Below are 24,572 nucleotides of genomic sequence, written 5' to 3'. Positions count from 1 at the left end.
GAAGTAGCGGAGCGCGTCGGCGAGCGGGCCGGGCGGCGGAACGGCTGTCATGAGGCCTCTGGGGTGAGTCCGAGGACGGTGGTAGCGGCGGCCGTGGCCAGCAGTGCCTGGTGCTGGTGGGTGATGCCGAGCCGGTTGGCGTGGAACAGCTGATGACGGGCGAGGACAGCCCGCAGCCCGCGCCGGAGCCGGCCGTTGTCGGCGAGCACCCGCAGCTCCCGGCCGCATTCGGTGAAGGCGGCGAACCACGGCGCGGCGAAGGAAAGCTGTCCCACCGTGAGGAGCGTGGACGTGGGACCGGTGTCGGCCCGGAGCAGGGCGCCGACGCTGTTGCGGAGTCGGCGCCCGGGGTCGACGCCCGGGGCGGAGGGGCGGTTCTCCGCGACCGTGGCCCACGTGTCGCCGATCTCGTACCAGTCCAGGCCTGCGCCGCGCATCATCGCGATCCCGAGAAGCACGGACAACTCGCGGCGATGGTCCACCTGTTGGGCACTGTGAACGGCCCGCAGATAGGAAAGGGTGCGGTGACTGTCGAGGTGGAACAGCCGGTGCGTGACCTCCATCGCTTCCTCCCCGCCGAAGGCAAGCGTCTCGGGCTCGTAGATCACCGAGGTCCAGCCGGTGATCACGTTGCTGGTGCGGCAGTTCTCCAGTACCGCGTCCACGGCAGCAGTGGCGGCGTCGGCTCGCTCAGGGGTGGGCGGCTGGTAGCGCAGCCGCCATCGGTCGCCTTTGCGCAGGAAGTGCCAGGACGTGACGACGCCCTCGTTCTCCAATGCTGTCAGGGCGGGCCCGAGGTACTGTGCGGCGGACTTTTCGGCAGCACCGATGTCGGTCAGGTGCAGGTGGTAGTGGAGCCACGGGGGCTTGGCGGTGTCGGTCACGGCGGACTCCGTCCGGGTCAGGTGAGCAGCAGGCAGCTGTCCCACCCCGTGGTGGCAGGCTGGTCGAGGGTGAGGGTGTGGAGAGCGAGTGCGGTACCGGCCGCTCCTTCGAGCAGGCCCGCCTCGGTCGGGGAGGCGGCGAACGTGGTCATCGCGTCGGTGGCCGTGCGAAGCCTGGCAGCGGTGGTGACGTCGGCAGTGCGGGCGGCCAGGCGGCGGGCCAGGAGCCGCGTCCCGGCGGTGCCGTGGCACAACGTGTTGTCGGTGAGCCGGGCCAGCTGCTGCGGATCGGTCAGGCAGGCCAGCAGGGCGTGCTCGGCGAGCTCTTGACGGTGCTGGTCTCCGGTGGCGAGTGCGGCCAGGTGCTGGGCGTGGGCGATACCGGGGGTGCCGTAGCACCAGGACGGGCGGAGCGGGCCCTTCTGGCGGGTTCGGCCGGTCCGGTCCTCGTCGGGCGTGACGGCCTCGGGCCACCACGGTCCGGTGCCGGTGTCCTGCCGCCAGGTGTCCAGCCAGTGGGTGATCCGGTCGATCGCCTCCCGGTGGCCGGGTACCCGGATGCCGTCGGCCCAGGTCAGGGCGAGCAGGGCGAGCGGGCCGGTGATGCCGTGGGCAAGGCCGAGGTTGCCGTGGCCGCCGGGATAGTGCGGTGAGGGATCGCCGGAGGGCGCGATGTCGGTCCACCAGCCCGGCAGGTCGCGCAGGGGTTCGGCGAGGCGGACCAGATAGGTCAGCACGTCTCGCAGCAGGTGGCTGTCTCCGCGGGAGCGCAGGTTCACACCGAGGCCGGTCATTCCGTAGACGAGGTCGTACTCGGCGAAGATCGGCCGGTCCCGCCGGGTGATGCGCTGGTGGGCGGCGGCCAGCCGCTGTTCGGTCATCCGGTCGACGGTGGCCTCCAGCGCGGTGATCTGCCGCTCGTAGCTGCGGGGACCGCCGCCGGCGGCTGCGCGCAGGACGTGGGCGAGTGCCGGGGCACCGAAGAACAGGCCGGTCCCGGGGGTGGAGAGCACCGGTTGACGCAGGCATGCCGCGATCCAGGCGTGCACCGTCTCCCAGTCGCCGGCGCCGGTGGTGGCGCGGGCGATGTGCAACAGCGTGATGCCCGGGGCGCCCTTGGCCAGGGACTGACCCCATTTCGCGGAGGCACTGTCGGGCGGGGCGATGAGCGGTTCGGTGAGCGCCGCGAGTGCGCCGCGGCCGGTAATGGTGATCATCGGGCCCTCTTCGGAGTGCGGGCGGTGTGGGTCAGGGCTGCGGCGCGGGCAAGCCGGTGGCAGGTGCGCTCGTGGTCGGGGTCGATGCCGATCGATCTCGCATGGTGCAGGTGCAGCAGCGCCCCGACTACCTCGCTCGGCTCCAACTCCAGCCGCTGGTCGAGAAGGTGGCGGTACTCGGCGAGGGCTTCGGCGCGTGCCCGCCAGGCCCGGGTCAACGCCCGGCCCCGGGCGGTACTCTCCGGCGCGGGCCAGCTGCCCGGGTGCTCGGCAAGGGCCAGCGTCTGGCGGCACACGGCGCGGGGCAGGGCCTGACCGGTGTGGCGGGGTACGTGCTCCAGCAGCCACCGCAGTCCGGTGTCGGTCCCGAGCAACCCGGTGGCGATGGCGGCCATGCTCGCCGCCGTCACCGCCATCCGGTCGGCCTTCACCTGTTCGAGGTAAGCGAGTTGGGCAAGAACGGCCCGGGAGTCGGCGGCGAACACCTCCTCCGCCTGGCGCATCGCCGCGCCCCGGCCGTAGCGACCGGTCTCCGGCTGGTAGGTGTCCAGCTGGAGCCGGGTCAGCAGTCCGGCCGCGCGAAGTTCGGCCGCCCACACTCCGATCCGCTCCCCGGCCAGGGTGAACGCCGCCGCCTCCGGCAGCCCGATGCGCAGCCGCAGGTGCGGTTCAGGGTCGGTGTGGCGCAGGAACCACCACGCGGGATCGTTCACCCAGCGGTCCAGCAGGGCGGGCACCCGGGCCAGGATCTCATCGGCCCTGCGGGGATTGCCGTACAGACGGGCGTACAGCCACCGGGACGCCCCGGGCAGGTGCCCGTCCTCATGTCCGGTGACGTGCACGGCCCGCCGCCGGGTGAGCGGCAGGGGTGCCCGGGTGGAGTGGAGCTGGACGGTGATCTCGTGCGCCCGGCCCCCGCACCAGTCGTTCATCCCGGGGGCCGGAGCCTCGATGAGGGTGGCCGAGGTCTGCTTGTTGAGGTGGTCGCGCAGCAGGACCAGGTGCTCGGCCAGGCCCAGGTCGAGCGGCAGCTTCAGGTCCTGCTGGGTCAACTGCACCCTGGCCGGCGCCCGGTAGAGCGCCAGCCAGGCGCGGGCGGCTCTCTCCCAGTCGGCCCACGGCACACCTTCGGGTGGCAGGTCAGCAGCGGGAAGGTTCCAGCGCGCCGGGGACAGCACGACACGGCCGTGACGCAGCCGGGGCAGGAACGGCAGCTTCCCGGCGGCTCCCCAGTCGAAGCCGGTGAACACGGGGGTGAAGGCGTTGGTGATCTCGCACAGGAACCGGGCGAGGGGCTGGGTGTGCGCACGGAACTCGATCGCGTTCAGCACGCGCGGCTCGATCGGACGGCGGTCGGTGAGAGAGACCAGCCACATCCGCTGCTCGTCCGCGCACACCCCCAGCGCATCCAGCCGCAGCCGCCCGGCGCCGGGGCCGGGGCCGGGGTGCTCGCCGAGCGGCAGCACCGGCAGCAGCGCCGGCGTCCGGGCGACGTTCTCGACGCGGGCGAACAGCGGCGGCACGGACACCTGTACCGGCTCCGCGTCCGTGCGGAGCGTCGGCGCTCCGCAGATCGCCTTCTCGAAGGCGCCCCGGTCGGTGTCATCCAGCAGATGCAGGAAGCGGCCTGTGGTGGTCCCGGCGGCGCGCGGCGCGGCCACCACCGTCACGGTGAACGCGCCTGCGTCCAGCGACTCGGCGTCGCCGGCGGCAAGGTGAACGGTGAGCTCCGCGTGCGGCTGCACCGCGGCCGGACCCGACGCGGAGGCCAAGTGCTCCACCAAGCTGTCATCCAGGGCGAGTTCGTTGCCGCCTTCGACGGCGGCTTTCTGTGCGAGCGCGAGCAGCCGGGCATCGCGGCGCCCGAGCCTGGCCGCTGCCTCGGGCAGCACTGAGTCTCGGTAGCGGGCCGGAAAGCCGAGTCCGGTGTCGGGATTCACCAGATCGGCCACTGGCACTACCGCTCCGGGTCCGTACCGCTCGATGAAGCGGGCATGGTAGTCCAGCCAGACGGGATGGCCGTCGGGATGGGGGCTGAGCCGGGTCAGCAGCTCGGCGGCGCGCTCGGCCTCCCGGGCCACCCGCTCGGGCAGCACCGCCGGCCCTGCGGCCAGCCGCAGGTCGACCATCAGCGGCTGGCCGCCCTCGGCACCGCCTTCCATCGCGGCCGTGATCGCCGCCCGTGCCGTCCGCTGCTCCTCGGGGCTGTCGAGCAGGTTGTGCCGCTCCAGCCCGGTGTGAAGCCGTCGGAGTTCGGCGGTGATCCGGGCGGCCTCGGGGACGTCGTCCGCTCCTGCCTGCTCCAGGGTTGTGAGCAGGTGCCCGAGCGGGTCGGTGGTGGTCATCGGTGGCCGTAAGCCGCTCAGCAGCAGCTGCTGCCGGACCAGTTCACCCAGCATCAGCCGAACCTGCCCAGGGTGCGCGTTGGAGAACTGCTCCGCGAGGCGGCCGGCGAGCACACCAAGGGATACAGGTCCGGTGGCGCCTTCCAGGGCCGCCAGAACAGCCCGGGTGGCGCGCACCGACACCTCGACCGGCGCTTGGCCCGTCGGGTTCTGCTGAACCGGCAGCACGATCCGCTCTCCGCGCAGCACGCGCAGGTCGTTGGCCACCACCGACAGCCGGTCGGCCACCAGCGTTTCCAGCCGACCAGTGATACGGGCCAGCCACCGCGCGTCGACCCGGGCCACCGCACGGCCCGCATCCCACAGCGGGGCCACCGTCCGACTCCCGATCGGGCAGGCCGCCACCCCGGCGAACAGGCCGAACGGTGTCGCTCTGCCCTCACTCCGGAGCGCATAGTGCATCACCGTGGCCGTCAACCGGCGCAGCCGCGCGGTGCCGATCGGGCCACCCGCGATCGCCGCGCGCACCCGGCCGGTCAGCTGCGCTCCTGCCGCCACCTCGATCGCGGACGCCAACTGCTGGTCGGACCAGGCGGTACGCAGCCAGGATCGCCAGGCCGCTGTGCCGACAGGGGTGCTGTCGGCGAGATCGGGCCATCGCGGCGCGGAGTCGGCGGGGCATGCCGAAGCGCGAATCAGGGCCGGTCCCACAACGCGGTACAAGGTGGTTCACCTCCGGAATCCGGGAAGGGCGAGGCCCGGGTGCGGCGGCTCTCACGGCGGCCGCACGCCGGGCCTCTGGCCACACGGGAGGGGAAGGGTCAGACGTTGCCGCCGCCACTGGCGCAGGCCGAGCCCGAGCAGGTACTGCCGCAGTTGTCGTCGGTGGAGCGCAGCAGGGCGGCGACCGGGTCGGCTCCCTCCACGATGCGCAGGTCCAGGTCGAAGTCGCCGTCCAGCGTGGGCGCGTTCTCAAGGGTGCGGGTCATGGTGGATCCTCCTGTTTCGTCGGTGGTGCTTGGTTGCCCGGCCGCAGGTCACGGCCAGGAGATCGTGAGCCGAACGTGTCGCTTGTCGATGACCGGCCCGTCCGGGAGCTGGTCGTCGGGGGTGCCGGCCGGGTGAGCGGTGAAGGTCGGTCCGGAGCCGGTGCGGTGCTCGCGGGTCCAGACCCCGACCTGCTCGGCGATGAGGTCCGCCAGGCGACCCCTGTCGGGGCCGAAGCCATGTGCACCGAACTCGAACGTCGCCGGGTCGTTGCTGATCTTGCGGAGCGCCAGGTAGGCGAGGCTGTCGCCGTCCACCACAAGCGGGCAGGCCATCCTGTTCGCCGGGGCGACTGTCCTGGTGTCCGACTCGGGGTCGACGGAGATCAGGCCGAAGCCGGGCAGGGAGCAGGCCAGCCACAGGTACAGCGAGTCGAAGGGCTCCTGGTTGCCGACCGTCACCTGCGTCCAACGCTCTGCCCGGGGCGTCTCCAGTACGCCCGCGAGACGGCTGGTGTCGGGCCGGTCGAGCTCGTCGAAGCGCAGCCCGACCTCCTTGGTGCCGCGCGGCAGCACCAGGTGCTCGTCGTGTGCGCCGGTGCCCTGCATCCTGACGAAGCCGCACACCTCCGCGCTGACGCTGACCAGACGGTCGCCGTCGCGGCGGAAGCTGATCGAGCGGGTCAGGCCGCGCATCCGCAGCGGCACGGTGATGGTCCCGCCCTCGGCGAGGCCGTCGGTCCAGGCGGGAGGCAGGTCCCACGCGCCGACCGTGACGACGACCCGGTCGAACGGCCCTCCGTCCACCGGCTCGGAGCCGTCGGCGAGCACCACCTTCACCCGGCTGTAGCCGGCCTCATCGAGGAACCTGGCCGCGCGGTCCGTGACGAACGGGTCGATGTCGACCGTCGTCACCTCACCCTCCGGACCGACGAGTTCGGCGAGCAGCGCCGCGTTGTACCCGCCGGATCCGATCTCCTCCACCCGCATCCCCGGCTGTACGTCGGCCTGTTCCAGCATCAGGGCCTGAATCTGCGCGGCCGAGACCGAACTCACCGCGAGACCGTGCCCGTCGCGCTTCGTCACCAGCGCGCGCACCGGCTCGTACGCCTCGGTCGGCGACACCTCGGGCGCGAAGACGTGCCGGGGTACAACCAGAAGGGCATCGGCCACGCGGTCCGTGCGGATCGTTCCGTCGGCACGCAGGGCGTCGACCATGGCCGAGCGCAACTGCTCGTCGGTCTCAGCGGTCTTCGGCAAGGTGGACATGGCAACTCCTCTTCGTAGGTGCCGCGGTAAACGCACCGCGGCGGGTCGGTCTCTGGGCTACATGACCATGAATGGCCTCCGGATGACGCCGAAGACGCTGGGGCGGAGCACGAGGAGGACAGCGGCGGCCGGCCGGAGGTTCAGTGAGGCTGCGGTGGCAGCCGGGAAGCTGCGGCCGAGGAGGACCGGTTCACGCGGCCCGGGCGGTCACGGCGCCCGGCCGGTCGCGGAACCTGATGATGTCGCCTGCAACAACGGGGCGAACCAGCCGTATACGGGAGACAGCCTGTATAGCGGCGAGAGGCCCGGAGAGGGACATCTGGCGGTCCCGTTCGGTCAGGCCCGCCGGTTGCATTTCCGCCCCGGCGGTGGCATGGCCGGAGAACGCCGGGGAGAGCGAGGCGACTGCGACTTCGAACCACACGTCCCGGCCTGCCACCTCCCCATTCCCGTTCGTCCTGTCGGTCCACCCGAAGCTCTCGGCGTAGGAACGAACCAGAAGGAGCCCGTCGCCCAACACGATGCCCGCCAAGACGGTGATTCCATGGAGCAGTCTGTTGCGAATGTCGCCAACAGCTTTCGTCCTTGTGGGTGTTGCGAATTTCATTGCGCATTGCATGACAGCCTCCGGGCCGTGCGTGTGGGGCAGCAGAGGGTGAAGTCCGGTCGCCCACCTGGCGATCACGTCTCGCTCCTGGCCGTTCAGAAGCGTCCGTGGTCCGCCCCGGCCTGATCCGCCGCGGCCACCAACAATGTCGGCGAAAGCCGCGCAGAACCAGAACACTGGGCACAACACTTGATACGTCATCAGTGAGCGGTAGCAACACTCGCTTACCACTCGTTAACACTTGTCGCGCAGGAGCCAGCCGGCGGCGAGACTGGTGGTAGGCGCCGGAAAGGGACACCTTGGCGCCAGCCTCAGGAAGGGGCCGACCTTGCAGACGCGCTTAGGAGAACTCCTCTTCAGCTCCGGCGAGACCACCGAAAGCTTCATCGAACGCTACAAAGCAACCGGCAAGGCCCTGTTCAAGGAGACCAACAACCGGGACTTTCAGACGCTGGACCTGTCAGTCATGACCGTCTCCCGCTGGAGGAACGGCGGTGTGAAGGGGTTGCCCCGCTTTCCTGCACCGGCGGTTCTGGAGCGGATGTTCCCCAGGCTCACCGCCAAGGACCTGTTCGCCCCGGCGGGCGGCAGCTCAATGCCGCCAGCCGTCGGGTCCGTGATCGATGAAAGCGATCTTGTAATGAATGCACGACGAGCCGCCGAGCACGCGAGCGATGCCGCGGCCGGCAACCTGCCGGACATGACGCTCGACCAGGTTGAGGACGATGCCCTCGCGCTGGCTCGGGCCTATCACACCCATCCGCCGTTCGCCGTGTACGGGATGGGAAACGAGTTGCTCGCCACGGTCACGGCGATGCTTGACCGCACCCAGATCGTCAGGCAGCGGGAACATCTCTACCTCGCGGCCGGCCAGGCTTCGGCAGTCTTGGCGACTGCGGTGTTCGACCTGGGGTCGATCACTGCTGCTACGAGCTTCGCACGGACAGCCGCCATGTACGGGGAGGTCGTCGACCATGGCCCTCTCAGGGCTTTCGCTCACGGAACTCTTGGGATTCTGGCCTACTGGGATCAGCGGCCCGCAGAGGCCATCCGACAGGTAGAGAAGGCGCAGAGTTTCCCTGGACTCGGCGACACGGCCCGCCAGCGCCTGGCGGTGATCGAAGCGAGGGCCTATGGCCACCTTGGTGATGCCAACTCCGCTCGCCTGGCCGCGACTGCCGCTCTGGAACCCGGCGATGGGAAGCGAGACGGCCTGCACGATGACGTCGGCGGTGAGTTCAGCTTCTCGCGCCGCCGCGCGCTCATGAGCAACGCCACGACGTTCCTTCTCGTCAAGGACGGTCCGGCCGCCGAGCAGTCGGCAATGGAATCGATTGCCCTGATGCGGAAGGTCCACGATTCTGGCCTGTCGACCCCTCAGGAAGCAACGGATCTGGCGCAGGCAGCCATCGACCTGAGCCACGCCAGGCTACTGGCCGGCGAATTCGATGGAGCCGTGGAGGCGGTAGCGCCCGTTTTCGAGATCCCCAAGGAGTGGCGGGTAGCCGGCATCACATCCCGTGCTGGGGGTCTTCGGCGCGCTCTCGCGTCTCCGGAGATCAGCGGACCGGGTCCTGTACGGGTGGAACTCGCTGAGCGGATCGAGGAGTATGTGGCCGTCGGCGCGCACTCCCAACTCGGCGGCACGCTGGCCATAGGCTGATCCGTCAGTCAGCGGACGCTGGCCAGCACGAGGGCTTCCTTGTCCTCGCTGATGCCGTGGGCGTGGCGCCTCGGGTGGTCAATTAGTTCGCCACCCTCTTGGAGCCACGCCCACGTTTCGTTGATCGTCTGCTCGATCGGCCGGAACCGTGCCCCGGCGGACACTGCCTTCTGAGAGCAGACGCTCCAGACACCCTGGTGCGTCCGCCACAGCGGCAGTTCGGTCCACTCCGTCACACCATGCCTGGCCAGCGCGTCGCTCTGGGCCCACACAGGTCGGCCGACCCCGCCCGTGACGCGCAAGCAGGCCTCAACAAAGTCACCGAAGGTAATTCCGATCGGGTGTGTGACGTTGAAAATGGCGCCCTCGGCTACGGCCGCCCGGTCCAGCGCGAAACCGGCAACGTCTCTGACGTCAACTGGCTGGATGAGTCGATCGGCCGGTGCGGGCGCGAGAATGCTGCCGCCACGAGCTGCCCGGCCGAGCCACCACGGAAGCCTCCCGACATACTCTTTAGGGCCGAGGATTACCCCCGGGCGTAGGAATGTCACGTCGTTCCCGAACATGGTGGTGACCGCCCGTTCACCGCCGGCCTTCTGGAACCCGTAGACAGTCGGGGACCCGTCCACACCCGTGTATCCGAAGGTCTCGTCGGCGTCAGGCGGGCAGTCAAGCATGGCGTCCTGTTCGGTCAGTACCGCGTGGGGCCACCCCCGATACACAGAGACCGTCGAGACATGCACCCAATGGCGAACCTGGGAACGCAACACCGAGGCACCCAGGAGTACGCCCCTCGGGGCCAACTCGGTCGAGGACGTGTCGATCACCGCGTCCCACGGACCATGACCGGCAAGACGGCGCAGATCTTCCTCCACCGTCCTGTCTCCCAGTACGTGATCAGCCCCGGGCGCCGGTGAACCGGACCGGCCGCGGCTGAACGTCGTCACTGACCACCCACGCGCCAGCGCGCCGTCCACCACCGCTCTGCCGAGAAACCAAGTGCCACCCATCACCAGAAGCCTCATGCGTCGATCCTGCCTGCTCAACCGCCATCTACGCCACCCTTGACGGAGGCTGGCCAGGTCGAGCCGGCGCGGAAGGTCAAGTCTCCCGTGTGCCACAGCGCGCAGCAGCGCCGTGTTCGAGGAAATTCATCACCGCACAGAGAGACAAGATCACACGTGACCTTTCACCAGAACGCCTACCGTGATGGCGGCCTCGACGCCGGGGCCTGGAGCGGCCGTGACGAGATCGCGAATCCGTGGTGTTCACGTAACGGTTGACCCCGCGGTCTTCCTAAAGGATCACCCAGCCGCTAGACCCTAGGGGACACCACCACGAGACGAGCAGGACGATGACGAACCCACCTCCCGGCTACGGCTACCCGTCAGAGCAGAACCCCTACGGCAAGCAGCCTCCGGCGCAGCCGGGCCACGGTGCCCCGCAGGGCCCGTACGACCCGCCGCCCGGCCCCGGCTACCCGCCCCCGCCGCCCGGTCCCGGCTACCCGCCGCCCGGCTCCGGCTACCCGCCGCCCGGCTCCGGCTACCCGCCCCCGCCCGGTTACCCGCAGGGCGGCGGCCAGATCCCGCCGTGGCTGGGCCCGGGCCGCACCCTGGCCGGCCCCGGTGACCGCTTCCTGGCCCGCCTGATCGACTGCCTCGTGCTGCTGATCCCGTTGCTCGTGATCCAGCTCACCGTCGCGTCCGCGGCCGGCTCGATCCTGGCCGGCGTCATCGGCGCCGTGGTCGTCTTCGGCTACGAGGCGGTGATGATGCTCACCCAGCTCCAGCAGTCCGTCGGCAAGAAGGTGATGAAGCTGCGGGTGGTCTCGGCGGCGCACGGCGGCCGTCCCTCCGACAACGAGCTCTGGACCCGCAGCGCGGTCTACGGCCTGCCCCAGGCGGTCTACTGCATCGGCTCGTTGTTCTCCCTGGTGAACGTGCTGTCGCTGCTCTGGGACAAGCCGCTGCAGCAGTGCTTCCACGACAAGGCGGCCAAGACCGTGGTGGTCAAGGAGGCCTGATCGGCGGACGGTCGCCGCCCGTGAGCCCGACGAAGCCCGGTCGCCCCGGTCACCCCGGCGGCGGCCGGGCTTCGTGCTCCGCGCGGTGGCGGCGTCAGGGCTGCGGCTGAAGGACCACCTGCCGGAGTTCGGCGGTGCACATCATGTAACCGTCCGGGGTCGGCAGGCGCTCCAGGTAGTGGGTGAGGTCCGCGCCCAGCGAGAACACCCTCACCGGGGTACCCGCGGCGCGCGCGGACTCCACCACCCTGCGCACCCCGTCCAGGACGGCCGGGTGCCGGGTCTGGTAGGACTCGGCCACCAGGTGGTTGGTCCGGTCCGCGGCCAGGTAGAACTGCACCAGGTCCTTGGTGCCGACGAACAGCTCGCTGGCGCCCGCGGCGCAGATCTCCGTGGTGGCGTGCACCGCCGCGGGCGTCTCGATGAACGCGGACACGGGCACGTCGGCCGGCAGTTCGAGGTGCGTCCTGAGCTGGGCGAACTCCTCCGCGTCGTTGAGGAACGGAACCGAGAGGTGCACGCGGTCCGCGTCGTCGCCGAGCCGCTTGCGCAGGGACGCGAGCACGGTGTGCAGCGCGTCCCGGTAGGCGGTCGAACCCAGCAGCCAGCGCGCGCCGTGCAGGCCCAGCTCGGGGTTCGGCTCGACCGCGACCGGGGCCAGCTCGGTGACGCCGGCGGCGTGGTCGGAGCGGAGGTCGAGAAGCCTCAGGACCAGCCGCTGGCCGGGCAGGAGCGCCTCGACGAAGGTGCACAGCCGGTCCGCGACGGCCTGCCCGTAGACCGCGATGTCGGCGGGGCCGCCGTCCAGGGCGTCGAGCGGACGCAGGCCCGCCGCCAGGCAGAGGAACTCCTCCCGGATGAAGAAGGAGTCGACCCGCTTCGCGTTCGGCCCGCACGAGTTGATCGTGCGGATGTCCTGCAGGTCCGCGATGACCGCGCACGCGGAGCCGAGATGGTCCACCGACGGACTCCCGGCCCCCGGGCCCGGGGCCCCGACACCCGCGTCGGACCCGATGACGACCGACTGGCTCTCCAGGTGCAGCGTCACCTCGCCGACCAGGTCGGCGAGGTCCGCCTGGTCGACGCGGAGCACGGGTATTCCCCGGCCGCGGCAGATGGACTGCATGTGGCCGGTCAGCCCACCCGAACCGCAGACGATCGCACGCGCCGCCACGATCGCGTCGTACAGACCCGCTTCGAGGGAAGGGGCGACGAGGATGGATCCCTCGAGTGGACTTCTGGTGCGGTTACAAGTACCTCGCAACACACTCTGTGTACCACCGGTCAAAAGGAATCCCTGAATCCGCCGCCCGTTCAATTAATCCCCCAGATCTTCGGCGTTCGCTATCCCCAGTTGTCGACGCAGCTGCCGTGGTGTCACGGAGACGTCGGTGAGTCGTTCGACGGCGGCCCGGGTGACGAACGCCCTGGTCAGGCGGTTGTGCCGGGAAGCCTCCACCGGAAGGGTCGGAAGTGCGCCGATGGACCGGATACAGGCGTCCAGCCGGGAATCGAGCAGTTCCCGTTCACTTCGGGCACGGGTGGCCATCCTCCTCACCTCCATGACCACAGCCTCCTCGAATCCGGCCCCGGCCGCTTCCTCTGTATTGCCGACATGGCCACGGTATTGAGCCATGTTCCCGGCCGACCCGTCTTCGCGCAGTTCCAGTTGTTCGATCGCGTGTGCGGCGACCGCGATTGAATGGTTCTTGATGGCGGCGAGATTGAAGGTGAAGGCACCGGTCCGGCCGTTCCGCACGATCTCGTCGCCCTCTCTCAGCACGCCGACCGCGGAGACCGGGCCGGCCGGCTCCCCGCCGGGGCCCAGCAGCACCCCCTGCCCGTCGACCTCCAGGCCGCGCCCGGTGCGCTCATGGGGGACCGCGATCCCCCTGCGCAGGAGATTCCTCCAGAGCGGCTGGCCGACCCTGCTGTAGTCCGACTCCCGGCCGAAGTTGGACACCACCAGGTCGGCCTCGATGGCGTGTTTCTCCTCCGGGGCCACGACCGAGACGACCAGCCGCCCCGACCGCGCCGGCGTGATCCCCTCCACGTTGCCGACGACCAGCTTCACCGACCCGTCCGCCGGGTGCATCGCGCGCTCGATGACCTCCATCGTGTACTCCACCGCGCCGACCCGGAAAGCGGCTATCGCGGTACCGAACTCGTCCAGCAGGCGCCGCAGTTCATCGGAGGGAATCCGCTGGAGGGCCTTGGGCAGATGCGGCTCCCACGCCTTGGCCACCCGCTCCGCGACCACCACCGGGTCGACCCCGGGATGGTCCCGGACGACCGCCGAGCACGCCGCCTCCCACTCGGCCCGGACCCGGGCGAGGAACTCCTCACGATTGCGGTACGGCTCCAGCAGCGTTGCCGGGCAGGGCAGTTGCACCACTCCGTGCTCGTGTCCGCCGGGGTACGTCCGGAACATCGTCCCGGTCTTGGAGATCAGATGGATCCTCCCGGTGTGGCCCCGGCGCAGCAGAAGGCCCGCCGAGTCGTACGCGCTCAGCACGGACCCGACGATCGCGACGGTCGCCCCGGGCGGCAGCGCCGCGAGCTTTCGGACGCCGGCCGCTGAGTACGGGTTCCGCACGAAGGACTCGTGCGCGAACACCCCGGCGGCGAAGGGCGGTTCCCTGAGTTCGAGGCCGGTCGCGAGAACGACGTGATCGGCGAACAGCACGGTCTCTTCCGGGCCCGGCCCGGCCCCGGTGCCGCCCGCGGACGGCCGGCGCACCGTCACCTCGACCCCTGCGGGCCGTACGTCCAGGTCGACCGCCTCGCCGTCCGCCTCGACGAGCACGACACCGGGACAGGCCTCCCGCCTGGCCTCGGCCAGCCGGTCGATCAGGTAGTCCTGGAAGATCCGCCGGGGCGCCGGGCCCTGCTCGACGAACTCGAGCCCGGCCCAGGGCTCCGGCCAGTTGCGGCGGTCGGCCTCGGAGTTGGCCCAGCGGACGAAGTCATGGACGTCCTCCCGGAACACCGACATCCGACCCGCCTGGATGTTGAACACATGGTCCCAGGGGTTGCCGTCGCGGTGGTAGGCGACGCCGGCGGACCGGTAGTCGCAACGCCGCTCCAGCAGGACGATCTCGAGCGGCCTGCGCGCGAAGCGGAGCAGCCGGATCGCCGTGGCGGTGCCGGCCAGGCCCGCCCCGACGACGAGAACTCTTGGACATATGCCTGTTCGACTCATGGTGGAGCCTCCCCGCTGAACGATGGGCACCCGGCTCTGCGGTCTCCCCCCGGGCGCAAGGACTGCTGACGGAGTGTTACCTCGACGGAAGGAAGTACTGTCCGGACTGAGCCGATCCGTCCTTTCCAGGGACCGATCACCGGCAACGCGGACGCGGATCGTCCGCGGACAAGGCTAAGGGCTCGCACACAAGATCACATGAACACGGACCGGACGGCCGCCGCGGATCCGCGCGGCAGCCCGGGACGCACCGGGCCTCCGTACCCGGTGCGCCTGTCCGCAGGGCGATGACCGGACTATCGTTAGCTGACGAGAGCTATCGACATGCTCTCCGCACGGCAGCCACAGCCGATCGCTCTCCAGGAGGCAGCGGTGGCGACCAGAGCAGCGAGCGGTGACAGAACCGGCCGTACGGGCCGCTCCCGCAGGACCGCCGGTCCCGGCCGTCCGCACGACAAGTGGGTCGCGCTCTCCAACACCACCCTCGGCACCCTGATCGCCACCGTCAACGCCTCGATCGTCCTCATCTCACTTCCCGCGATCTTCAACGGCATCGGCCTGGACCCGCTGCAACCCGGCAACGTCGGCTACCTGTTGTGGATGCTGATGGGCTACCTGCTGGTCACCGCGGTCCTCGTGGTCACCCTCGGCAGGCTGGGCGACATCCACGGCCGGGTGCGGATCTACAACGCCGGCTTCCTGATCTTCACCGTCACCTCGGTGGCCCTCTCGCTCGACCCGCTGCACGGCGGCCCCGGCGCGCTGTGGCTGATCGGCTGGCGGGTGGTCCAGGCGGTCGGCGGCTCGATGCTGATGGCCAACTCGGCGGCGATCATCACCGACGCGTTCCCGGCCGACCGGCGCGGCACGGCGCTCGGGGTGAACGTCGTCGCGGGCATCGCCGGCTCGTTCATCGGTCTGGTGCTGGGCGGGCTGCTGGCCGAGTGGAACTGGCGGTCGATCTTCTGGGTCAACGTGCCGATCGGCGTCCTCGGCACGGTCTGGGCCTACCGGTCGCTGCGCGACACCGGGGTACGGCGGCCCGCCCGGATCGACTGGTGGGGCAACCTCACCTTCGCCGTCGGCCTGACCGCCCTGCTGGCCGCGATCACGTACGGTATCCAGCCCTACGGCGGCCACACCATGGGCTGGACCAGCCCCTGGGTGCTGGGCGGGCTGACCGGCGGGGCGGCGCTGCTGGTCGCCTTCTGCCTGATCGAGTCCAGGGTCGCCGAGCCGATGTTCCCGCTGGCCCTCTTCCGCGACCCGGTCTTCGCCGGCGGGAACGCGGCCACCCTGCTGGGCTCGATCGCCCGCGGCGGCCTCCAGTTCATGCTGATCATCTGGTTGCAGGGCATCTGGCTGCCACTGCACGGCTACGACTACGCGGACACCCCGCTCTGGGCCGGGATCTACCTGGTCCCCCTGACCTTCGGCTTCCTCGCCGCCGGGCCGGTCTCGGGATATCTCTCGGACCGTGCCGGGGCCCGGCTGTTCGCCTCCGGCGGGCTGGTGGCGATGGCCGTCTCCTTCGCCGGACTGCTGGTGCTGCCGACCGACTTCGGGTATCCGTGGTTCGCGTGCCTGGTGTTCCTCAACGGCCTGGGCGGCGGCCTGTTCGCGGCCCCCAACACCTCGCTGATCATGTCGAGCGTGCCGGCCGAGGCCCGCGGCGCCGCCTCCGGCATGCGTGCCACCTTCCAGAACGCCGGCATGGTCCTGTCGATCGGCGTCTTCTTCTCACTGATGGTGGCCGGGCTGGCCGGGTCGCTGCCGCACACGCTCAGCGCCGGGCTGACCGCGCAGGGGGTACCCGCCGGCGACGCGCAGACCATCGCCTCGCTGCCGCCGGTCGGCACGCTCTTCGCCGCGTTCCTCGGGTACAACCCGATCCGGCAGCTGCTGGGCCCGCACGTGCTCGGACAGCTCCCGGAGGCCAACGCGCATACGCTGACCGGCCGGCAGTTCTTCCCGCAGCTGATCTCGGGGCCCTTCCACGACGGCCTGGTCGTGGTGTTCTGGCTGGCGATCGCGATGTCGCTGGTCGCCGCCGCGGCCTCGCTGGTGCGCGGGCGTACCCGGCCCGGCGGCCCGCGGCCGGGCGGGGGAGAGGCCGGTGGACGCCCCGGCGCGGGCCGGCGCGGGCCGGCCGGAGGGGCCGGCCGGTCATGACCGGGGCCGGGGCCGGGGCCGCGAGCGGGGCCGGCGGCGGTGGCCTCTCCGCGGAGGCCGTCGTCCGGCTCCGCCTGGTCATCGCCCGGCTCCACCGGCAGATGGCCCAGGCCTCCAGCGGCAAGGACCTCACCTCCGCCCAGCTCTCCGCGCTGGCCCGGGTCGAGCAGCACGGCCCGCTGCGGCTCGGCGAACTCGCCGCACGGGAACGGGTCGCCGTCCCGTCCATGGTCCGCACGATCGCCCCCCTGACCGCCGACGGGCTGATCGCCAGGACCCCCGACCCGCTGGACGGCCGGTCACAGCTGCTCGAACTCACCCCGGCCGGCCTGGCGGCGATCACCCGGATCCGCCAGGAGCGCTCCGCGCTGCTGGCCCACCGCAGCGGGCGGCTCACTCCGCAGCAGTGCCGGGAACTGGAGGCCGCCGTCCCACTGCTGGAACTGCTGCTCGACGAGCCCGAGGCCGGCCGTCCCGCCGCCGGGCGCCCCACCCCGGACCAGGGCGGCACCGGCACCTGACGACCCGCCCTCACCCCCGCCGGCCGCGTCCCCGGGCCTCACGGGCCGGTACGGCTAGAGCGCGGCGGGGGCCATCCCGAGCAGCCCGCCCAGCCGACGGACCGAGGCGGGCGACTCGCGGTGCAGGCCGGCGATGTCCAGGCCCTCGTCACCCAGGATCATCAGCAGCGCCTGCTCCCCGATCGACAGCACCACGACGTAGCCGCCGTTGCAGCGGGTGACCACGTCGCGCAGGCCGCCCAGGCCGAACTCGGCCGCGGTGCGCCGGCCGAGGCCGAGCATGGCGGCCGACAGGGCGGCGGCCGACTCGGGGTGCACGGCGGCCGTGTCGGCGGCCACCAGCAGGCCGTCGGCGGTCGAGATGACACTCTCGGAGATGCCCATGACCCGGTCACGGAGGGACTTCAGCTCGTCGACGAGTGCTGCGGGCGATGTCTGGCTGCTCATGGTGCGCTCTTCTCGGTGTTCTCGGTCGTCTCGGTCCGCTCGGCGCGGTGTCCGTTCGGTGGCTCGTCGGAAACGGCCGCCGGGCCCCCGGGCCGGGCGGGGCCGCCCAGGCTGCCCTGACCCCCCGGGCCGCTCTGACCCCCCGGGCCGCGCACGCCGGGGGTCCGGCGCGGCAGCGGCCCGGTCCCGGCCGGCGGCGGGCCGCTGGGCGGGGTGCGCGGGGCGACGCCCGGCACTCCGGCGGCCGGGCGCGCCGGCTCCCGGTGGAGCAGGTGCCGGGCGTCCATCCGGGCCAGGTCGAGCAGCACCGCGAACAGCCCGCGCCCAAGGGCGAATCCGATGTCGCGCGCGGTGCGCCGGCCGGTGGCGGCGATCAGGATCTCCCGGTAGCGGTCCGGGATCCGCAGGGCCCTGGACTCGGCCTGCGCGGCGGGGCGGATCCGGGTACGGGCCAGCTCGCCGGGCGGGCCCCAGAGGCGGGTCAGCAGGGCCACGCGCTGGGCGGTCTCCTCGAACAGCCGCTGCGGCTCGATCCCGGGGCGCAGCGCGATCCCGGCGGGCGCGGCCGCCTCGGCCACCTGCCAGCTGCCGGGCGGACTCAGCACCAGGGCGAAGGCGCCGTCGAAGACGGCGGCCGCGCAGACGGTTTCGAGCTCGGTGGCGCCGATCGACCCCTGGGCCACCAGAGCCGCACCGAGGCCGCCGCCCCACGGCCCCGGGGCGTCGCCCGCGCGGGCGGCCGCGGCGGCTGTCTCGGCGGCCGCCCAGTCCGCCTCGCCGACGCGCCGCGACTTCAGCAGCAGGGTCTCGGCGGTGGGGGCTCCGGGGGTCTCGATCGCGGTGACCAGCCCCTGTTCCAGGTGGATCGTGCCGCCCGGCGCACTGGAGACGGTGACCGAGCCGGTGAATCCCGCCCGGCGCAGCGCCAGCAGCAGCGCCGGCACGTTGCGCGCGGCGGGCGGCACGGGCCGGGCGGAGTCATGGGAACGGATGGTCATGCCAGCAGGTCCCCGGCCCGGTCGGCCGTCTGACGCAGCGCCAGCGCCAGGTTGGTCCGCTCCCGGTCCAGCACGGTGGCCAGCAGCAGCGGGTCGCCCTGCCGGGGCACCACCCGGACGACCTGGTGATGGCGGGTGCTGGTGACCACCAGGCTCTCCAACTCGCCCTCCGCCCCGGCCTCGTGCAGCCGGTCGCCGATCAGGTTCGTCAGCTCGGCGAGCTCCGCTCCGGTCCCGAGCAGCCGGTGCTCCCCGGCGGACCGGTAGCCGAGGCCCGTGACGGCGTCGACGAGGGCGGCACCGACGACTCCGGGGGAGCCGAGCACATCGGAGAGGGAAGCCTCGAGTGCGCGCACCGGTACCCCTTCACTTTTCTGAACTGCCTGCGCAGCGTACTTTATTCCACCCTTTCCGCGCGGTGACCACAGCTGACGACTTCTTGCTACTTTGTCCCCTGCACACGGGGGTTCCGCCCGGAAGTCACGCAAAGGACGAACAGCTCATGAACATTGACAACGCACTCAAGGACGCGATGGGCATCGAGGGCGCCATCGGGGTGGCCCTGGTCGACTACGAGAGCGGTATGTCACTCGGGTTTCTCGGCGGGAGCCAGCAGCTCGACCTGGAGATCGCGGCGGCCGGCAACACCGAGGTCGTCCGCGCGAAGATACGCGCCCTGGCCGCGCTGTCGGTCGACGATGTCATCGAGGACATCCTGATCACGCTCGGCACCCAGTACCACCTGATCCGCCCGCTGGCCCGCAGCCGCGGCTCGCTCTTCCTCTACCTGGCCCTGGACCGCTCGCGCGCCAACCTGGCGCTCGCCCGGCACGGCCTCAAGCGCATCGAGACCGGGCTGGACGTCTAGGCCACCGCCGGGGGGGCCGCCCGCCCGGGGAAATCCCGGCGGGCCGTGCGCCGCGAGACAATGGCCGGACGGCGCGAAAGCAATGCGTGATGAACCGGCTACCGCGACCCGGCCGTGGAAATAGGGCCGGGATCCCATCCGGTGCGCACCCAATCACGGAAACGCGTGACTTTCCGATGACTGGGCGTCATATTCTTTTCACTGCTCCGGCGCTCCGGCCCAAAGCCGGAACCCCGGAACACCGGGCCCGGAACGCCGAATGGAACGCACAAGTCGGCCCCGGTACCCGCCACGGCCTGTCGCGCCCGGCACCGGCCTGCGCTTCACCGTCCCCGGCAGCGGCGTCTTCGAGCTCACCGGCCACGCCTACCTCCCGGACGGCCCGCCGGCCGAGCGCGACGGCAACAGCTACACCCGGCTGTCGGGCCACTGGTACGCGTGGACGGACAACGGGCACTTCTGACGCCCGGCACGCGCCGGCCAACCGGGCCCGGCCGAGCGCCCCGCGCGGGCGGCCGGCAGGGTCAGCGCGCCGGGCCGGCGTCCTCCGGCAGAGCGGCCACCACGAGGGCGGCCGGCAGGGTCAGCGCGCCGGGCCGGCGTCCTCCGGCAGAGCGGCCACCACGAGGGCGACGGCCTCCTCGGGGGTCTCGGTGCGGGCGACGACCTCCCCGTTCTCGTCCCGTACGACGTACAGCCCGTCGTGGTGCGGGTCGACCGAGTACCCGACCGACGCGTACGGGAAGTTGACGCGGGTGGAGAACCGGAGCATGTAGTGGCTGTTGACCGGCATCAGCCGACGAAGGGCCGGCTGGGCGTGAGCCGCTTCCGTCAGCGCACGGCTGTGGGGACGGCGGTCCCACGGGGGCAGGTGGTACCGGTCGAGCTTGTGCCACCAGGCCAGCTCGACCGGGTCGAGCGGCTCGCGCTCGTGGGCGACGGCCCAGTCCCCGAACCGGATGAACGGGGCCACCGCCCGGGTCTGTTCGAGGTCCGCACCGCTCATCCAGGCCACCGTGGCCCTGACCACGGCGGCCAGGTCCGCGGTCCGCCCGGTGGCGAGCCAGGCGCCCTGCTTCCGGAAGCGCACATCGTGGCGGCGCCTCCTGTTGGGGGTGTTTATGCACACCCGGCGGCCGTCGGCGTCCTTGAACTCGGCGCTGCGCTCCCACTCCTTCTCCGGCGCGGGCAGGTCGAGGCCGAGCTCCGCGGCTGTGCGGCGCAGGCGGTCCGCGAGGCCACCGCCGACGGTCGGTCCGGGCGGCAAGGGGTCCGGGACAACGCCCGACGAGGAGGAGGTCATGGCTCGATTCTGCCGGGAAACCGGCCGTCTGTACGGTGATCCGCCGGCAGGCCCCGTTCTCCACGAAGCGGGCGGCGATGCCGTCGACCGGTGCCACCGCAGCGCCTGGGAGAATGATCCACATGACACAACACGATGGGGCGGTCGCGCCCGGGAACCATGACGAAGCCGCGCCGTTGATCGTCGTGGCTGCCGCGGTCGTCGAGCAGGGGAAGCTGCTCGTTGTCAGCAAGAAGGCGGCACCCGAGGTGTTCTATCTGCCGGGCGGGAAGCCGGATCCGGGTGAAGCGCCGGCCGAAGCACTGGTCCGGGAACTCGACGAGGAACTCGGAGTCCGTCCTCTGGAACCGCGGTTCCTGGCCGACGTCGAGGCCCTGGCCGCGCTGGAGAACGTGCCCATGCGGATGACGGTCTTCACCGCCGGGATCAGCCGGACCCCCCGGCCCGCGGCCGAACTGGCGGACATGCGGTGGATCACCGGAACCGAGCCGGACGTCCGACTCGCTCCGGCGGTCAGGGACCAGGTGCTGCCGCTCCTGAAGCGCAACGGCCTACTCGCCGCGTAGGGAAGGACAGTCACGCGGCTCGCTGTGCACGGACACCGCGGTCCGTGCGATCGGGACCGCCCGGGAGAGCCAGGGCTTCGCACCGGGCGCCCCCCGAAGACCTCGCGGCGCCCCGGCACCGGCGAGGCGGGTCGCCAGCGGCGGCTCAGGGGCGGGGTGTCCAGCCGGCCGGGGTGAGGGCGGTGTCGGCGAGGATCCGCTCGACCGTGGCGTTCAGGGTGCTGTGCCGGCCGATGACGTGTTCGCGGGCGCCCGGGACGAGGTCGTGGGGCCGGTACCAGCCGGCCATGTCCTCGGGGGAGAACTCGGCGGCCTGCGGGCGGGTGGAATGCCGTCGCACGGTCTCGTCGAAGTCCACGTCGAGGTAGTACAGGAAGGTACGGCCGCGGTGGTCGGCGGCGAGCCGGGCGAGCATCGGGCCGTAGCGCTCGGCGGCGAGGATGCCTTCGACGACGACGTGGAAACCGTGGTCGAGGGCGTGCCGGGCGACCAGGTCGATCAGGGTGATGTTCGCGCCGCCGGCGACGTCGTGCTCGCGCAGGACGGTTCGGCGCAGCACGTCCTGGGCGACGACGGCGATGCCCCGTCCGTAGGCGGCGCGCAGCCGTGCGGCGATGGTGGACTTGCCCGCGCCGCTCGGCCCGCGCACCACCACCAGCACCGTGTCCGGACTGCCCGTCATGCCGGTACCGTACCCGCCGGCCGGGAGCCTCCGCCCGCGCCCTGGAAGGCGTCCAGGACGGCCTGTGCGGTCCGGTGACCGAACGCGCCGGGCCGGACCGGGCGGGTTCGTGCCGTGGTGCGGACGTGGTGCGGGCCCTGCCGTGAACCGGCCGGCAGGGCCCGCACCACGTCCGCGCGTCAGCGGTCAGTCAACCCGGTTCCCCCGGTAGCCGACCGGCCCCTCGCCCGGGAACTGGGCGGTGCCCTGGAACGAGGCGCCGTTGTCGAAGAAGGTGACGTTGCCGTTTCCCGCGTCGCCGGACCAGGTGACACTGGTGCCGGTCGCGGGAGCACCGTCCTCGGGAACGACATTCGAGCGGTTGGCGATGGAGAGGCTGAGCGGCTGGTCCGGCTGCCAGCCTCCGCCACCCGTGTGGATCTCGGTCTCGTACGTGGGCATGCCTTCTCCTCTTGTCGACAACTGACTTGCTCAGTACGGGTACTGATACACCGTCGGCTCCCAGGGTGGTGTGCCCGCGCGCCCGTGGGGGAGGCAACCGGCATGAAATCACCCGTTCGGATGCTGTTTCGGGGCACCACCGGAGCCCTCGCCCTTTGCCCCGACGGGCGAAGGGCTTGTTCGCCCGTGTCCGCCGACCCGGCGAATCGCCGGCGAAGAAGGACGGCACCGGTTCCGTGGAACCGGTCATCGCCGTACCGAACGGATCCCGGGAACGCGAAGCGGGCACGCTCCGGCCAGGACACCGGCCAGGACACCGGGCAGCCCGCCGACCGCGCCGGGCGTCAGCCACCGGGAGCGGCACCACCGGGACTCACGGAGCGTTCGAGGGCGTCGGTCAGCCACAGGTGGGACGCGCCGGGCGTCGCCGGGTCGCCGCCGGCCTCGGCCACGAGCCGCCAGTAGCGGCGCATCCGCGGATCGCGGTCGGCGGCCACGTGGGCCAGCAGCCGGCCCCGGAACCGCGGGGTGTCGCCGCCGCCGCGCACCGCGACGTGTGCCGCGACGAACCGGTCGAGCTCGGGGCCAGCGCGGGGCGGCTCACCCGCCCGCACCAGGGGCCGGGCCAGCGCGCACGCCTCGCCGATCCCGTGCAGCAACTCGGCCTCGTCGGCGACCAGTTCGGCATTGGCCCGCGCCATGGCCAGCAGGCGGCGGGTCAGCTCCCGGTCACCTGCCAGCGCGAACAGCTCGGCGAACGCGACCACCTGCGACGGCGTCGGATCGGCGGACGGCTCGGGCACGGCCATCGCCACGAACGCGGCGAGCATCGCCCCGGACACCGGGGCGACCAGCGCGCGCCGCCAGAAACCGGCCAGCGCGTCGCGGGCGGCACCCCCGTCCCGCACCGCCGCCAGCAGCTCCAGCCGCGCGGCCCGCTCGGCCGGTCCCGCCTCCTCGACCGCCCGCAGCGAGGCCCGCCGCCAGGCCAGGTCCGCGAGCCGCACATCGAGCGCGGCCCGCTCGGCCGCGACGACCTCGGCCACGGAACGTTCGCCGGTCAGCACCTGCCGGACGGAGGACAGCCCGAGCCCGAGTCCGCGCAACCGCCTGACCAGGCCGAGCCGCTCCACGGCCGCCCGGTCGAACCTGCGGTGCCCGCCCGTGCTGCGCACCGAGTCGACGATGCCCTCGTCACAGTAGAAGCGGATGGTCCGCACCGGCACGCCGGTCAGCCGGGCCAGCTCGCCGATCCCGAACGTCTCATCGAGCAAAGGCACTTGAACCTCCACCGGACTGGAGCTTCTACCGTACCTGCGTCACCTTGTGAGAGGAGCTTTCGTGATGACGTCGACGCTGGACACCGCACGGCTCGTGGAGGGCCTGCGGGAGCAGACCGGGGGGTTCGTCCGCGCGGTCGCCGGAAGGGACCCGGACACCCGGGTGCCCACCTGCCCGCAATGGCCGCTGCGCACCCTCGTCGGGCACGTCGGCCAGGAACACCGGTGGGCGGCCGAACTCGTGCGCGGGGGAGAGCAGTTGCCCGTCCCCGACCCGTGGCAGGCCGATCCCGGCGCCCCGGACGGGTGGGCCCGGTGGCTGCGCGAGGGCGCGGAGGAGCTGATCCGCGCGATCCGGGAGACCGGCGCGGACACCGGGACGCGCACGTTCACCGGGCCGCGGCCGGCCGCCTTCTGGCTGCGCAGGATGCTGAGCGACACCTGCGTCCACCACTACGACGCGGCGCTGGCGACGGACACCGCGTTCACGATCGCCGACGACCTCGCGGCCGACGTGATCGGCGAGAACCTGGACCTGCTGTCCACACCGGCCTTCGCGGCGGTCAGGCCGGCGGTCGCCGGGCTGCGCGGCCGGGGCGAGCGGATCGGGTTCCGGCCGGGGGCCGCGGAGGGCTGGGTGGTCACCAGGACGCCCGGGGCGCCGCGGTGGGAGCGCGGACCGGTCGAGGCCGACGTGGTGGTGTCGGGGGCGGTGGCGGACCTCATGCTGGTGTTCTCCCGCCGCGTCCCGCCGCTGGACGGCCGGGTGACGGTGACGGGCGACCGCGCGCTGCTGGACCACTGGCTGGCCCACGCGGCGTTCTAGCCTCAACGCCGTTCAGGGGAGCGGCGGCGGCGAAGTTCCGCACGCAGGAGTGACCGCAGCCGATCGTGATCGACCGAACAGCGATCTTGGTCGACACGGTTCTAGCGGGGAGATCCGTCCCATTTCAGGCGACTTGACGAAGCCGCCCGAGCCGCTGTCTACACGGCGTTGGGACTAGCCTGCGCGTTTCATCCGGGGTCGCGTCCGGATCATGATCGGAAAAGCGAAAGTGCCTTCTGAGCTGCAACGATGAGGCTTGTCTAAGGTCC

Annotated in this window: 24 protein-coding genes; 8 read left to right on the top strand and 16 right to left on the bottom strand. The window is 71.7% G+C overall.

The features are described 5' to 3' along the window. Positions 1-47: 47 nt before the first annotated feature. The 6 genes from ACIQIB_RS34715 to ACIQIB_RS34690 all read right to left on the bottom strand — a co-directional run bounded on the left by ACIQIB_RS34715 (position 48) and on the right by ACIQIB_RS34690 (position 7,308). On the bottom strand, positions 48-884 hold the full coding sequence (locus ACIQIB_RS34715) for a thiopeptide-type bacteriocin biosynthesis protein (RefSeq protein ID WP_400762912.1): 837 nt from the start codon (positions 882-884) through the stop codon (positions 48-50). A 17-nt stretch (positions 885-901) separates the two neighbouring features. Next, positions 902-2,101: a lanthionine synthetase C family protein gene (locus ACIQIB_RS34710; protein ID WP_400762910.1), complete on the bottom strand. Its 1,200-nt coding sequence runs from the start codon at positions 2,099-2,101 to the stop codon at positions 902-904. Beyond that, positions 2,098-5,022, bottom strand: a complete 2,925-nt coding sequence (locus tag ACIQIB_RS34705) for a lantibiotic dehydratase (protein WP_400762908.1) — start codon at positions 5,020-5,022, stop codon at positions 2,098-2,100. The genes ACIQIB_RS34710 and ACIQIB_RS34705 overlap by 4 nt, the downstream gene beginning before the upstream one ends. Positions 5,023-5,267: 245 nt before the next feature. After that, on the bottom strand, positions 5,268-5,435 hold the full coding sequence (locus ACIQIB_RS34700) for an FxLD family lanthipeptide (RefSeq protein ID WP_363606072.1): 168 nt from the start codon (positions 5,433-5,435) through the stop codon (positions 5,268-5,270). A gap of 48 nt (positions 5,436-5,483) precedes the next feature. Beyond that, on the bottom strand, positions 5,484-6,701 hold the full coding sequence (gene fxlM / locus ACIQIB_RS34695; protein ID WP_400762906.1) for a methyltransferase, FxLD system: 1,218 nt from the start codon (positions 6,699-6,701) through the stop codon (positions 5,484-5,486). Between the two features lie 190 nt (positions 6,702-6,891). Beyond that, complete coding sequence (locus ACIQIB_RS34690; RefSeq protein WP_363606070.1) at positions 6,892-7,308, bottom strand: hypothetical protein; 417 nt, start codon at positions 7,306-7,308, stop codon at positions 6,892-6,894. Between the two features lie 328 nt (positions 7,309-7,636). Between ACIQIB_RS34690 and ACIQIB_RS34685 the strand changes: the two genes are divergently transcribed. Further along, positions 7,637-8,971 carry a hypothetical protein gene (locus tag ACIQIB_RS34685; RefSeq protein ID WP_400762904.1) on the top strand — a complete coding sequence of 445 codons (1,335 nt, stop codon included), beginning with the start codon at positions 7,637-7,639 and terminating at the stop codon, positions 8,969-8,971. A gap of 8 nt (positions 8,972-8,979) precedes the next feature. Here the strand turns inward: ACIQIB_RS34685 and ACIQIB_RS34680 are convergent, their stop codons facing one another. Next, a complete protein-coding gene (locus ACIQIB_RS34680) occupies positions 8,980-9,996 on the bottom strand; it encodes an NAD-dependent epimerase/dehydratase family protein (RefSeq protein WP_363609642.1) in 1,017 nt (338 codons plus the stop codon). A gap of 329 nt (positions 9,997-10,325) precedes the next feature. Between ACIQIB_RS34680 and ACIQIB_RS34675 the strand changes: the two genes are divergently transcribed. Beyond that, positions 10,326-10,997: an RDD family protein gene (locus ACIQIB_RS34675; protein WP_400762903.1), complete on the top strand. Its 672-nt coding sequence runs from the start codon at positions 10,326-10,328 to the stop codon at positions 10,995-10,997. Positions 10,998-11,091: 94 nt separating this feature from the next. Here the strand turns inward: ACIQIB_RS34675 and ACIQIB_RS34670 are convergent, their stop codons facing one another. Together ACIQIB_RS34670 and ACIQIB_RS34665 are read right to left on the bottom strand one after the other, a co-directional pair. After that, positions 11,092-12,264 (bottom strand): putative PEP-binding protein, encoded by a 1,173-nt coding sequence (locus ACIQIB_RS34670; RefSeq protein ID WP_400652743.1) that lies wholly within the window; start codon positions 12,262-12,264, stop codon positions 11,092-11,094. Positions 12,265-12,315: 51 nt separating this feature from the next. Next, the gene (locus ACIQIB_RS34665) at positions 12,316-14,199 is read right to left on the bottom strand and encodes an FAD/NAD(P)-binding protein (RefSeq protein ID WP_400762901.1); all 1,884 of its coding nucleotides are present in this window, start codon (positions 14,197-14,199) and stop codon (positions 12,316-12,318) included. A 372-nt stretch (positions 14,200-14,571) separates the two neighbouring features. On the opposite strand from ACIQIB_RS34665, the gene ACIQIB_RS34660 reads away from it, so the two are divergent. Together ACIQIB_RS34660 and ACIQIB_RS34655 are read left to right on the top strand one after the other, a co-directional pair. Further along, the gene (locus ACIQIB_RS34660) at positions 14,572-16,371 is read left to right on the top strand and encodes an MFS transporter (RefSeq protein WP_400762899.1); all 1,800 of its coding nucleotides are present in this window, start codon (positions 14,572-14,574) and stop codon (positions 16,369-16,371) included. Further along, positions 16,368-16,892, top strand: a complete 525-nt coding sequence (locus ACIQIB_RS34655) for a MarR family transcriptional regulator (RefSeq protein WP_363609649.1) — start codon at positions 16,368-16,370, stop codon at positions 16,890-16,892. Before ACIQIB_RS34660 ends, ACIQIB_RS34655 begins: the two co-directional genes overlap by 4 nt. A 54-nt stretch (positions 16,893-16,946) precedes the next feature. Here ACIQIB_RS34655 and ACIQIB_RS34650 read toward each other — a convergent pair whose 3' ends face one another. Genes ACIQIB_RS34650 through ACIQIB_RS34640 form a run of 3 tightly spaced genes read right to left on the bottom strand, consistent with a single transcriptional unit; the run spans position 16,947 to position 18,693 of the window. Beyond that, complete coding sequence (locus tag ACIQIB_RS34650) at positions 16,947-17,339, bottom strand: roadblock/LC7 domain-containing protein (RefSeq protein ID WP_363609651.1); 393 nt, start codon at positions 17,337-17,339, stop codon at positions 16,947-16,949. Beyond that, a complete protein-coding gene (locus ACIQIB_RS34645) occupies positions 17,336-18,337 on the bottom strand; it encodes a hypothetical protein (RefSeq protein WP_400652512.1) in 1,002 nt (333 codons plus the stop codon). The genes ACIQIB_RS34650 and ACIQIB_RS34645 overlap by 4 nt, the downstream gene beginning before the upstream one ends. Next, a complete protein-coding gene (locus tag ACIQIB_RS34640; protein ID WP_363609655.1) occupies positions 18,334-18,693 on the bottom strand; it encodes a hypothetical protein in 360 nt (119 codons plus the stop codon). Before ACIQIB_RS34640 ends, ACIQIB_RS34645 begins: the two co-directional genes overlap by 4 nt. A 146-nt stretch (positions 18,694-18,839) precedes the next feature. Here ACIQIB_RS34640 and ACIQIB_RS34635 point away from each other — a divergent pair, with 146 nt between their 5' ends. Both ACIQIB_RS34635 and ACIQIB_RS34630 read left to right on the top strand, forming a co-directional pair. Then, positions 18,840-19,205: a hypothetical protein gene (locus tag ACIQIB_RS34635; RefSeq protein WP_363609657.1), complete on the top strand. Its 366-nt coding sequence runs from the start codon at positions 18,840-18,842 to the stop codon at positions 19,203-19,205. Between the two features lie 259 nt (positions 19,206-19,464). Further along, positions 19,465-19,668 (top strand): hypothetical protein, encoded by a 204-nt coding sequence (locus ACIQIB_RS34630; protein WP_363609659.1) that lies wholly within the window; start codon positions 19,465-19,467, stop codon positions 19,666-19,668. 120 nt (positions 19,669-19,788) lie between these two features. Here ACIQIB_RS34630 and ACIQIB_RS34625 read toward each other — a convergent pair whose 3' ends face one another. Then, positions 19,789-20,508: a DUF6193 family natural product biosynthesis protein gene (locus ACIQIB_RS34625; protein WP_400762897.1), complete on the bottom strand. Its 720-nt coding sequence runs from the start codon at positions 20,506-20,508 to the stop codon at positions 19,789-19,791. 122 nt (positions 20,509-20,630) lie between these two features. Here ACIQIB_RS34625 and ACIQIB_RS34620 point away from each other — a divergent pair, with 122 nt between their 5' ends. After that, positions 20,631-21,074: an NUDIX domain-containing protein gene (locus tag ACIQIB_RS34620; RefSeq protein WP_400652503.1), complete on the top strand. Its 444-nt coding sequence runs from the start codon at positions 20,631-20,633 to the stop codon at positions 21,072-21,074. Between the two features lie 145 nt (positions 21,075-21,219). On the opposite strand, the gene ACIQIB_RS34615 is transcribed toward ACIQIB_RS34620, so the two are convergent. The 3 genes from ACIQIB_RS34615 to ACIQIB_RS34605 form a co-directional block, all read right to left on the bottom strand. After that, positions 21,220-21,756 (bottom strand): kinase, encoded by a 537-nt coding sequence (locus ACIQIB_RS34615; RefSeq protein ID WP_363609665.1) that lies wholly within the window; start codon positions 21,754-21,756, stop codon positions 21,220-21,222. A gap of 186 nt (positions 21,757-21,942) precedes the next feature. Next, positions 21,943-22,197, bottom strand: a complete 255-nt coding sequence (locus ACIQIB_RS34610; RefSeq protein ID WP_363609667.1) for a hypothetical protein — start codon at positions 22,195-22,197, stop codon at positions 21,943-21,945. Positions 22,198-22,541: 344 nt separating this feature from the next. Then, on the bottom strand, positions 22,542-23,477 hold the full coding sequence (locus ACIQIB_RS34605; RefSeq protein ID WP_400762895.1) for a MerR family transcriptional regulator: 936 nt from the start codon (positions 23,475-23,477) through the stop codon (positions 22,542-22,544). Between the two features lie 64 nt (positions 23,478-23,541). Here ACIQIB_RS34605 and ACIQIB_RS34600 point away from each other — a divergent pair, with 64 nt between their 5' ends. Next, positions 23,542-24,303: a maleylpyruvate isomerase family mycothiol-dependent enzyme gene (locus ACIQIB_RS34600; RefSeq protein WP_400652496.1), complete on the top strand. Its 762-nt coding sequence runs from the start codon at positions 23,542-23,544 to the stop codon at positions 24,301-24,303. Positions 24,304-24,572 lie beyond the last annotated feature (269 nt).

Origin of the sequence: Kitasatospora sp. NPDC092286 (assembly GCF_044755565.1) — a bacterium.
Taxonomy (GTDB): Bacteria; Actinomycetota; Actinomycetes; order Streptomycetales; family Streptomycetaceae; genus Kitasatospora.
Note: the sequence above shows the minus strand (reverse complement) of the source record. Positions and strands in the feature narration are given on the sequence as shown.